Consider the following 10,472-nt stretch of genomic DNA (forward strand, 5'->3'; position numbering starts at 1 on the left):
TCTAGTTTTGTTGTGCTTCAACCTCGATTTCTATTGGTAGATCACCATTTTCATCTGTTGTACCAGATATGTTTTTTGAAACGATATGAGGATTAAAAGGTACCGAGCCATCTTTCCATGGGTAGCGACCACCATAGATACCAATATCATTTCCATCTGATCCACCGTTCTTATATGGAGAGTTGTCAGGTAGATGAAAATCTGCTGATTGATTTACGGCATCACTTATACTGGAGTATGATGAAAAAACAGTAGTTAAATCGGCACTATCATTAAAATTACCATTTCTTATAATGCTACCTGATACTCCATTAGAAGTATTAACATTATTTCTGATATTACAATTGTTTAAATAATCAAAAGCATAATTGGCTGGAAGAATATTGTTTTCGATTATACTATTTGATGCATCGATTGCTTCGTAATATTGCGCACTTACTAAAAATATATTGTTTGCTACTTTACAATTAGTAAATGTATTTCCTCTGTCACAAAAAATATTGTTTGAGATTAGACTGTTACCGTCTTGAGCGTTAAAATTATTTCTATGTCTAAAAATATTTTGTTTTATCAGAGAATTTGAAAATTTACCACCAACATTACTTCCAAAATAAGATCTATCAATTAAAAAATTACTAACATCTGCGCCACTTTCTACAGTAATATTATTGTATGGGTTACCATTGTAATAGTTAGTTGTAAAAAAAATACCAGTAATAGACCCACCGTCTGCATTTTCACCTAATACTAGTTGAGGAAGTACAATTGAAGAACTTGCCACAGTTGTAATTCCTGTTGCTTGAGTATAGTTTGGGTTTATTCCTGTACCTATTAAATGTATTGGTTTATTTATTGTATCGTTAACAACATAGTTTCTACCTGGTATATATAATGTGTCACCAGCAACAGAACCTTCAATTGCTTCGCTCAAATCAGTGTAAAAGGTGGGATCATTTCCGTTTTGAACAGCGATTAAATCTTGAGCAGTTAAATTGAAAATAGATATAAGAAATGTAAAGAGTAGTAAGTTTTTCATTATTACGAATTTTAGTACAAAATATAAAAAAAACGTTACTTCTAAATATTAAACCGTCTAACTTTCAGTTTAATATGATGAATTTTGATTTATTTCAATTAGATGTTTGTGATTGAACAGTCATTTCATATATTTAAACTCCCTTAATAACTAATTCTCGTTTGACCTTTTTTGTACATTTTTTCGATTGTATGCGAATTGTTATTGCTTATATATGACCAAACCAATATCAGAATCAGATACTAGAGCTAATTTTATAGATCCTAAACTTGCAAAAAGTCAATGGGACGCTATGCATATAGTCCGAGAGTATTACTTTACAGATGGAAGAAAGCTTTTAGGGAATAAACGTGGTAAACGTTTGTTCTTAGATTATCTTCTTAAGTTTAATAATACCAATTTAGCTATTATTGAAGCTAAAAAGCTTGGTGATCATCCAACAAAAGGTTTACAACAAGCTTTAGAATATGCCGAAAAGCTTAAAATCAATTTTGTGTACGCTACTAATGGTAAACAAATTTATGAGTTTGATAGACGAACTGGTAAAGGTGGTTACGTTAATAATTTTCCAACACCTCAAGAATTATACAACAAGCTTTTTGGAGCAAAAAACGAATTAAAAGAAAAACTGCATAATATTCCGTTTTTACTTACTGGTAATTTCGCACCTCGTTATTATCAAGAAATTGCGGTTAGCAAGGTAATGGAAAGTATTGCTGACGGTGAAAAACGTATCCTTTTAACCTTAGCTACAGGTACAGGCAAAACATTTATTTCATTTCAAATAGTTCATAAATTATTGCAAGCAAAATGGAATTTAGATGGTAATGATAGACGTCCGAGAGTTCTTTTTCTCGCAGATAGAAACGTATTAGCAGATCAAGCGATTAACACCTTTAATCCTTACGAAAAAGATGTTATAAAGATTGATGGTGAAGAAGTACGAAAAAGAAATGGAGTAGTACCTACAAATGCATATATCTTCTTTGCTATTTATCAAGCCATTGCAGAACGTGAAGATATTGGAGGCTATTACAAAGAGTATCCTAGTGACTTTTTCGATTTAATCGTTATTGACGAGTGCCATCGTGGAAGTGCCAATGAAGAAGGTTCTTGGCGTGCTATTCTCGATCATTTTAAACCAGCAGTACATCTAGGGTTAACGGCTACACCTAAACGAGAGGACAATGTAGATACCTATAAATATTTTGGGAAACCAGTCTATGAATATTCTCTAAAAGATGGTATACAAGATGGATTTTTAACGCCTTATAAAGTAAAGCGTGTAACAACAAATATTGACGAGTATATACATACAAATGACAGTAAAATTGTTCAGGGAGAAGTTACAAAAGACCGTTACGAGCTTAAGGATTTTAATAAAAGTATTACAGTAAAACAGCGTATAGAGTTAGTTGCCAAAACCATTTTGCAACACATCAGAAAAATGGATAAAACAATTGTGTTTTGCGCTAACCAAGACCATGCTTTAGATTTGAGAGATTTTATTAATAAGCACAAAGAAGTTTCTGATGTTAATTACTGTGTGAGGGTAACCAGTGACGAAGGTAAACATGGTAGAGAATTGTTAGAAGCTTTTCAGGACAATGATAAGGATATACCTGTAATATTAACCTCTTCCAAGATGCTAACTACAGGAGTAGATGCGCGTAATGTGCGCAATATTGTGTTAACTGCACCCATAGGATCTATGGTAGAGTTTAAACAAATCATTGGTCGTGGTACACGTGTGTTTGATGGCAAAGACTTTTTTACCATTATCGATTTTGTAGGCGCTACCAATTTGTTTTATGATGCAGAATGGGATGGCGAACCTGAAGCACCAGAAGGAGAAGGACCTGATGGTGATCCAACACCAAAACCACCGCGTAAACCTAAAGTTAAGGAACCTGGAGAACCTTATGAACGTAAAGAAAAATTAATCATAGAGTTGTCAAATGGTAGACAATTAAAGGTCACAGATGTCGACACACGATATATCGACGAAAACGGAAAGCCATTAACCGCACGTGAGTTTTTAGAAAAACTAATCGGTGAGTTACCAGCCATTTATAAAGACGAAGCGCATTTACGTAAAATTTGGTCTAACCCAGATACACGTACTGATCTTTTAAAACAATTGGGTCAGCTAGGTTTTGATAACGAACAATTAAACGACTTACGAAATATGATTGCTTCACCAGATTGCGATATTTTTGATGTGCTATCTCATATTTCTTTTGAAACCAATCTAATGACACGAAAACAACGTGTAGAATTTGTAAAAGGAGAACCCAAGTTCTTTGAAGTATATAAAAATCTTGAGGCTAGAGAGTTTCTAGAGTTTATTCTTAAACATTATGAAGAGTATGGCATTGAGGAGTTGCAACGTGATAAGCTCGGTGATTTAGTTAAACTAAAATTAGGTACACCTAAAGATGCTAAAACGGCTTTCGGAGATATGAAAACACTACTGTCAGCATACTACAAACTACAAGAAAACATTTATAGAGCTGGATAAATGAACACGTTATTAGATTTTACACAACTAGACTTTTTTCTAAAAGAAATAGCACTATTTAATAAGGCTCAAACACCTTTAAGAGAAAGGGAAAAGTTCAATATATTCACTATTATTCGAAATGGGCATGAAGAAGTAGGTTTGCACTCTAAATTTTTGTTTGAGTTACTCTCACCTGAAGGATCTCACAAAAAGAAAGCTCTTTTTTTAAAATTGTTCATTCAACAATTAGGTGTAGATTTTAGATTGGAAAATGTTGAAGTTTTCTGCGAAAAAAACAACATTGATTTATTGATTCAGAACAATTCGCAAGCTATAATTATAGAGAATAAAATTAATGCAGGTGATCAGCCTGAACAATTGTCTAGATATTACAATATTGTTCATAGTAGTAAAATTAAAGATATACATATCGTGTATTTAAGTTTAGATGGTAAGGAGCCGTCTCAACAGAGTATAGAGAATCTACCTGATGATATTAAAGATAATAGACTTTACAACAAATCATATAAAAAGTTTATAAATCCGTGGTTGTCCTTATGTGTCAAGGAATGTGCTACACAACCTGAAATTAGAGAAACCATTGTGCAATACAAACAACTGTTAAACCATTTAACTATGAGTAATGACATAAAAGAACGTGAAGCATTATTAAATTTTTTGGGGAAAGGCGACAATATGAAGCAAGCTCATTATATAGCAGATAATTGGATTCATATGAAATGGCATACAGAATGGGAGTTTTGGAATGATTTTTACAATCAAATACCAGATAGCTTAAAAGGATTACCAATTGTTGAAGAGTTTTTATTTAGTAGTGATAAGCTAGATAATGCCATACATTATGAAAGAAATAGAAATTATGAATATGGTTTAGCTATAAAACTTTTTGAATATAATAATGAAGATATATGTTTATATATTGAAAGAAATTCTCAAAGATTATTTTATGGAATTATAGTTGATTTTACGAAAGATAGAAATAATGATAAAGATTGGAATATAAAATCTTCTTCAGACATACAATTATTGAGTGAATCTTTAACTCACTCTGTTTTAGGACATGATAGGTCACCGTGGATTGTTTATCAATACCCTAAAAAGCAAATTAACTTTGAACATTTTAATCATACTGATACTTTAGATTTGGCTAATCAACAAAAAAGACTTCAGATGGTAGTTGAGTTGTGGGATGAAATAAAGGATTTTGTTGATATAGTTATAGACTGGAAAACAAATCTGAACTAAATTAAATTTTAATGAGCATACAAAACAACATAGATAGAATAACAGACATCCTTCGTCGTGACGATGGTATTAGCGGTGCTATGCACTATACCGAGCAAATCTCATGGATTCTGTTCCTCAAATTTTTAAACGATTACGAAGACAATAAAGCCGATGAGGGATTTTTAGAAGGTACCGACTATAATTACGTATTGCGTAAAGACCTACGTTGGCACCAATGGGCTTGCCCTAAAGACGACGATGGTAAACTAGATGTCAAACGCGCCTTAACAGGAGACGATTTAATCGATTTTGTTAACGATACCTTGTTTCCGTATTTAAAAGCGTTTAAAGCCACAACTAACGATCCAAAATCTTTAACCTATAAAATAGGAGCGATTTTCGAATATCTAGATAATAGAATAGCAAGTGGTCATACACTACGTGAGGTATTAGATATTATAGATGCGCTAGATTTTCAAAGTAGTGACGAGTTGTTTGAACTCTCTCAAGTGTACGAAAACCTACTAAAAAGCATGGGTAGCGATGGTGGTAACTCTGGCGAGTTTTACACACCTCGTGCGGTGATCAAAGCGATGGTAGAAACCACCAATATTAAGGTAGGCGATACCATTTATGATGGTGCTGTAGGTTCTGGTGGATTTTTAGTAGAAGCGTTTGAATATTTAACCGCTAACGGTAAAAAAGAACAACTCTCGGCTGCCGATTGGGAAACCCTACAAAACGACACCTTTTTTGGGCAAGAAAAAACCAGTTTGGGTTACGTAATGGGTATGATGAATATGATCCTACACGGTATAGAAAGCCCAAACGTTTTTAAAGGCAATACACTTACCCAGAACATACGCGACTTTCAAGAAAAAGACAGACACGATGTAATTTTAGCCAACCCACCATTTGGTGGCAAAGAAAAAAAGCAAATACAGCAAAACTTTCCTGTAGAGAGTAATGCGACCGAAATTTTGTTTTTACAGCATTTTATGAAAATGCTTAAGCTAGAAGGTCGTGCTGCTATTGTAGTGCCAGAAGGCGTCTTGTTTCAAACCAATAATGCCTTTACTAAAGTAAAGCAATCCTTGTTAGAAAACTACAACGTGCATACCATTGTAAGTTTACCAAGTGGTGTGTTTTTACCCTATAGTGGTGTAAAAACCAACATCTTGTATTTTGACCGTAAAGGTGCCACCAATAATATTTGGTATTATGAGGTCAACCCACCATACAAACTCACCAAAAACAAGCCCATTGCTTACGAGCATTTAGCCGAGTTTATAGACCTGTTCCATAATCCAGAAAAACGCAATCACACCAACGCCAAAGTAGCCGTCACTTCGAGTGATTCGCGAGGCACGAGTGAATTGTATCGAGAAGACTGCAACGACTGGACCATTAACATCGCAGATATTAAAGACTACGACCTAAGCGCCAAAAACCCACACAAAATAGTAGAAGTGGTACACCAAAGCCCAAAAGAGCTATTGACCAGCATTAAACAAAACGATGCCGAAATCGCCCAATTATTAACCCAAATTGAAAGTTTGATTGATGGGTAAGTGGAAGGAAAAAAAATTAAGTGAAGTTGTCTATATAAATAGTGGAATTGCTTTACCTAAAATATTTAGAGGAAATAATATTTCAGGAGATATTCCTTTTTATAAAGTAGCTCAAATGAATAATCATAAAAGTATTATGATTGATTCTGAGTTGACTTTTGATAGAGAAATAGCCAAGGAAGCAAGAATCAAAATTTTTCCAAAAGGATCTGTTTTGATACCTAAAAGAGGAGGAGCAATATTAACCAATAAGAAAAGAATTCTTGTTGAAGATGCTTCATATGATAGTAATATTATGGGTTTGAAAGCTAAAAATGATATTATTTCAGATGATTATCTTTTTTCTTTTATGCATTCTATTGACTTATCAGATTTTGTTGATGAAAGTACTATTCCTCAAATTAATAATAAGCATATTGATAGAATAATAATAAGTTACCCTCAATCATTACCAGAACAACAACGTATCGTCACCAAGTTAGATGGTTTGTTTGCCAAGATAGATCAGGCAATTAGTTTTTTAGAAGCCAACCTACAACATACCCAAGCCTTAATGGGTAGCGTGTTGGATGGTATTTTTGATAAGGTGTCTGAAGAACATAAAGCTGTACCGTTATTAAAATATGTGAAATTTGTTGGTGGTTCGCAACCGCCAAAAAGTTCTTTTTCATATAAACAGAAAGAAGGTTATGTTAGGCTAATTCAGATTAGGGACTACAAAAGCGATAAGCATTTAGTTTATATAAAGGAAGATAGTACAAAGAAATTTTGTGAAGAAGATGATGTTATGATTGGTCGTTATGGTCCACCAGTATTTCAAATATTAAGAGGAATTAAAGGTGCTTATAATGTTGCTTTAATGAAAGCAATACCAGATGAAAAAGTAATTTTAAAAGACTATTTGTATTACTTTTTAATGAATGGTAAAATTCAAAATTATATTATCTCAATTTCTCAACGTTCTGCAGGTCAATCAGGAGTTAATAAAAAAGCATTAGAAGCTTATGAAATTGCTATTCCTACAATAGAAGAGCAAAAAGTTATAGTTAATAAAATAAAATCTGCTATTCCTAAAATTGACAAAACTCAAGATTTAGTTAATCAAAATTTAGAAAATTTAAAAGCCTTAAAAAGTAGTTTGTTAGATCAGGCTTTTAAGGGCAAGTTGTAAATAATATTAGAAAAAATGAAATATAATAATTATGGATCGGTAGCTGTAGAGGCTGTAAGAACTATTTCAGAATTTTCATCACCCAAAGAAGCTTGGGAGGCTGCGTGTAAAAATTACTTTAATAGCATTTCTTCTCAGAATAAAAGTTGTCCTAAAGATGCTTTCTTAGGATTATGTAAAGAAGGTTTGGTTAAAGGAATCATGAAAGGGAGTTATACACGTTCAAAATTAAATAAATCATATGCTTTGAAAGCATTAAAGATTTTAAAGGAAAACAATAATGAAGTATACTCAACAAGAGAGTTATGGGAAAAATTAAAACTGGAAGGAAAATCTCATAATTCTCAACTAGATGTTGTACTGGCATTATGGAATAATAATTTGATAAAATAAAATGGGCCAGAAGGTCGGAATGTTACGTTTTACTCAGTTTTACATTCTAAGATCTACGTTAGATTGGAAGGATGATACCAATATCCAAATAATCACCCTGAAAAGTGAGAAATGAGGATATGGTTGACAACAGTGTCATAACTGTTGGCTTCCTGAACTTGTGTCTAAGGATTAATTTTCTAAGCATCGTAAAGGTGTTTAAGAGGGTTATTACAAAGATAACAATTTCTATACCTGAAAAGAGTAGCGTCGCAATAGCTCAATAGAGTGAAAGCTTCGAAAGGCATGTACATTCTAAACCTGCTACTATTAGTATCTGGCCCTATTTTAAAAATTATGGAAACAGAAGATTGGTTTAAATTAAAACGTTACCCACACATTGGTGAGCCATTATCATTAAAAGATTATAAATGGATAAAAGCTTATGTGGAAAATCCAGTATCTGTTAAAAAGCATAGTTTTCTACCCTTAATTCATAAATGCATTATAAAACGCAAGTATAGAGCAGATACGGTTAACCTTGTTAGGAATAAAAAGACAGGTGAACGTATGCGTTTTATTGATAAACCAAAAGTTAGACATATTTACTACGCATCTCACTTAGATTCTATAGTTTTTTCATATTACAATCATCTAATTAGTGAAGCGTATGAAAAATTAATAGCAACTAAAAACTTTAATGAATCTATCGTCGCTTATCGCAAAATACCAATCACTAAAGGTTCTGATAAAAATAAATGTAATATAGATTTTGCTAAAAGTACTTTTGAATTTATAAAGAAGAATGAAGAAAAAAAGCTAACTGCAATTGTTGCAGACGTTACGGCTTTCTTCGATAATTTAGATCACAAAGTTTTAAAAAAACAATGGTGCAAAGTTTTAAATCTAAAAACGCTGCCAGAAGACCATTACAATGTCTTTAAAGCACTCACCAAATTACGTTATGTTGAAAGTGATCAACTTTTTAACAGTTACAAAGGGTCAATGTTAGTTGAGAGAGGAGTGCCCAACTCTTATAAGGAAAAAGAAATAAAGAGAATAGAAATAGAATCTAATAAATATTTCAAAGAGAAAAATGCGGTAGCATATTGTACTAAAGAAGAATTTATACAAAACAATCTAAACCTTATTATTTCTGGAAAAAATAAAAAGGGAATACCTCAAGGCAGTCCAATTAGTGCTACTTTAGCAAATGTCTATATGTTGAGTTTTGATCAGGAAGTATATGACAAAGTTGAGGCTATTGGTGGTTATTATCAGAGATATAGTGATGACTTAATAATAGTCTGTGAACAAAAGTATGAAGACGAAATAATAAAATACATAAGAGATAAAGTTCAAAACTTAGCAAAATTAGAAATACATCCATCTAAAACTACAGTTTATAGATTTGAGGAAATTAATGGAATTTTTAAAGGGTATGAAATAGATGAAAAATCTAAGGAACGTAATTATAACAAGAGTCTTGAGTATTTAGGTTTTATTTTTGATGGACAACGAGTACTAATCAAAGATTCAGGCTTTTCAAAGTTTTATAGGTCTATGAAACGATCCTTTAAAAAATCTACTTCTTTAGCGCTTTACAGTAAAAATCCTGATAAGAGGATTTTTAAACCAAAATTATACAAGCGATTTACTCATAGAGGTGCCAAACGAAAGCTCATTTACCATCCTTCCAAAACAGATCCGACCATATATGAAAGGACAAAAAAATATTATTGGGGCAATTATTTAAGCTACATCTATAAAGCAAATGATAGTATGAGATCTTTAAATGATGGTAGAGATATAATTAAGAGACAAAGTAGAAAATTTTGGAATCAATTTCACAAATTAATGAGATTCCATGAGAGTAGATTAATTAAGCAAAAGTAAATTAAAAATATTCAACAATATAAACCCCAAATTTATATGAGTAAAAAAAATAAAAAATATTATGTGGTATGGAAAGGTTTTAAAACTGGAGTTTTACAATCATGGGAAGAATGTAAAAAATCCATTCATGGTTTTAAAGGTGCAGAATATAAATCATTTAAAACTTTGGAATTGGCAGAAAAAGCATTCTCAGAAAAGTATGAAGATTATAAAGGAAAGAGTGTTTTTGAAACGACATTATCTACAGAAGAATTGCGTTTAATTGGAAAGCCAAATTTAGATACTGTTTCAGTAGATGCGGCTTGCAGTGGTAGTCCAGGGATAGTAGAATATCAATGTGTTGATACGAAAACAAAAGAGAAAATCTTTCACTTTGGACCTCTTTACGATTCTACAAATAATATCGGAGAATTTTTAGGCCTTGTCCATACATTAGCTCATATGAAAAAAGTTAATGATAGGAGACCTATTTATACAGATAGTAAAATTGCCATGGGGTGGGTTAAAGACAAAACTCATAGAAGTTATCTAGAAAAAACCGAAAGGAATAAAAAGTCATTTGAACTTTTAGAAAGAGCTGAAAATTGGTTGAAGGAAAATAAAATAGAAAATAAAATCCTTAAATGGGAGACTAAAGCTTGGGGAGAGATTCCTGCTGATTTTGGAAGAAAGTAA

Annotated in this window: 8 protein-coding genes; 7 read left to right on the forward strand and 1 reads right to left on the reverse strand. The window is 32.3% G+C overall.

Annotated features, from left to right (window positions below):
- Position 1: 1 nt before the first annotated feature.
- Positions 2 to 1,036: a hypothetical protein gene (locus DMZ43_RS12055; protein ID WP_131508559.1), complete on the reverse strand. Its 1,035-nt coding sequence runs from the start codon at positions 1,034 to 1,036 to the stop codon at positions 2 to 4.
- Between the two features lie 214 nt (positions 1,037 to 1,250).
- On the opposite strand from DMZ43_RS12055, the gene hsdR reads away from it, so the two are divergent.
- The 7 genes from hsdR (at position 1,251) to DMZ43_RS12090 (ending at position 10,472) form a co-directional block, all read left to right on the forward strand.
- Positions 1,251 to 3,557: an EcoAI/FtnUII family type I restriction enzme subunit R gene (hsdR, locus tag DMZ43_RS12060; RefSeq protein ID WP_131508561.1), complete on the forward strand. Its 2,307-nt coding sequence runs from the start codon at positions 1,251 to 1,253 to the stop codon at positions 3,555 to 3,557.
- Complete coding sequence (locus DMZ43_RS12065; protein ID WP_131508563.1) at positions 3,558 to 4,805, forward strand: PD-(D/E)XK nuclease family protein; 1,248 nt, start codon at positions 3,558 to 3,560, stop codon at positions 4,803 to 4,805.
- Between the two features lie 11 nt (positions 4,806 to 4,816).
- Positions 4,817 to 6,358: a class I SAM-dependent DNA methyltransferase gene (locus DMZ43_RS12070; RefSeq protein ID WP_131508565.1), complete on the forward strand. Its 1,542-nt coding sequence runs from the start codon at positions 4,817 to 4,819 to the stop codon at positions 6,356 to 6,358.
- Positions 6,351 to 7,529: a restriction endonuclease subunit S gene (locus tag DMZ43_RS12075; RefSeq protein WP_131508567.1), complete on the forward strand. Its 1,179-nt coding sequence runs from the start codon at positions 6,351 to 6,353 to the stop codon at positions 7,527 to 7,529. The genes DMZ43_RS12070 and DMZ43_RS12075 overlap by 8 nt, the downstream gene beginning before the upstream one ends.
- Before the next feature lie 15 nt (positions 7,530 to 7,544).
- On the forward strand, positions 7,545 to 7,922 hold the full coding sequence (locus DMZ43_RS12080; RefSeq protein ID WP_131508569.1) for a hypothetical protein: 378 nt from the start codon (positions 7,545 to 7,547) through the stop codon (positions 7,920 to 7,922).
- 336 nt (positions 7,923 to 8,258) lie between these two features.
- Positions 8,259 to 9,797 (forward strand): reverse transcriptase domain-containing protein, encoded by a 1,539-nt coding sequence (locus tag DMZ43_RS12085; protein WP_131508571.1) that lies wholly within the window; start codon positions 8,259 to 8,261, stop codon positions 9,795 to 9,797.
- A gap of 36 nt (positions 9,798 to 9,833) precedes the next feature.
- Positions 9,834 to 10,472: a viroplasmin family protein gene (locus DMZ43_RS12090; RefSeq protein ID WP_131508573.1), complete on the forward strand. Its 639-nt coding sequence runs from the start codon at positions 9,834 to 9,836 to the stop codon at positions 10,470 to 10,472.

This window comes from Meridianimaribacter sp. CL38 (genome assembly GCF_004328055.1).
Taxonomy (GTDB): Bacteria; Bacteroidota; Bacteroidia; order Flavobacteriales; family Flavobacteriaceae; genus Gaetbulibacter_B; species Gaetbulibacter_B jejuensis.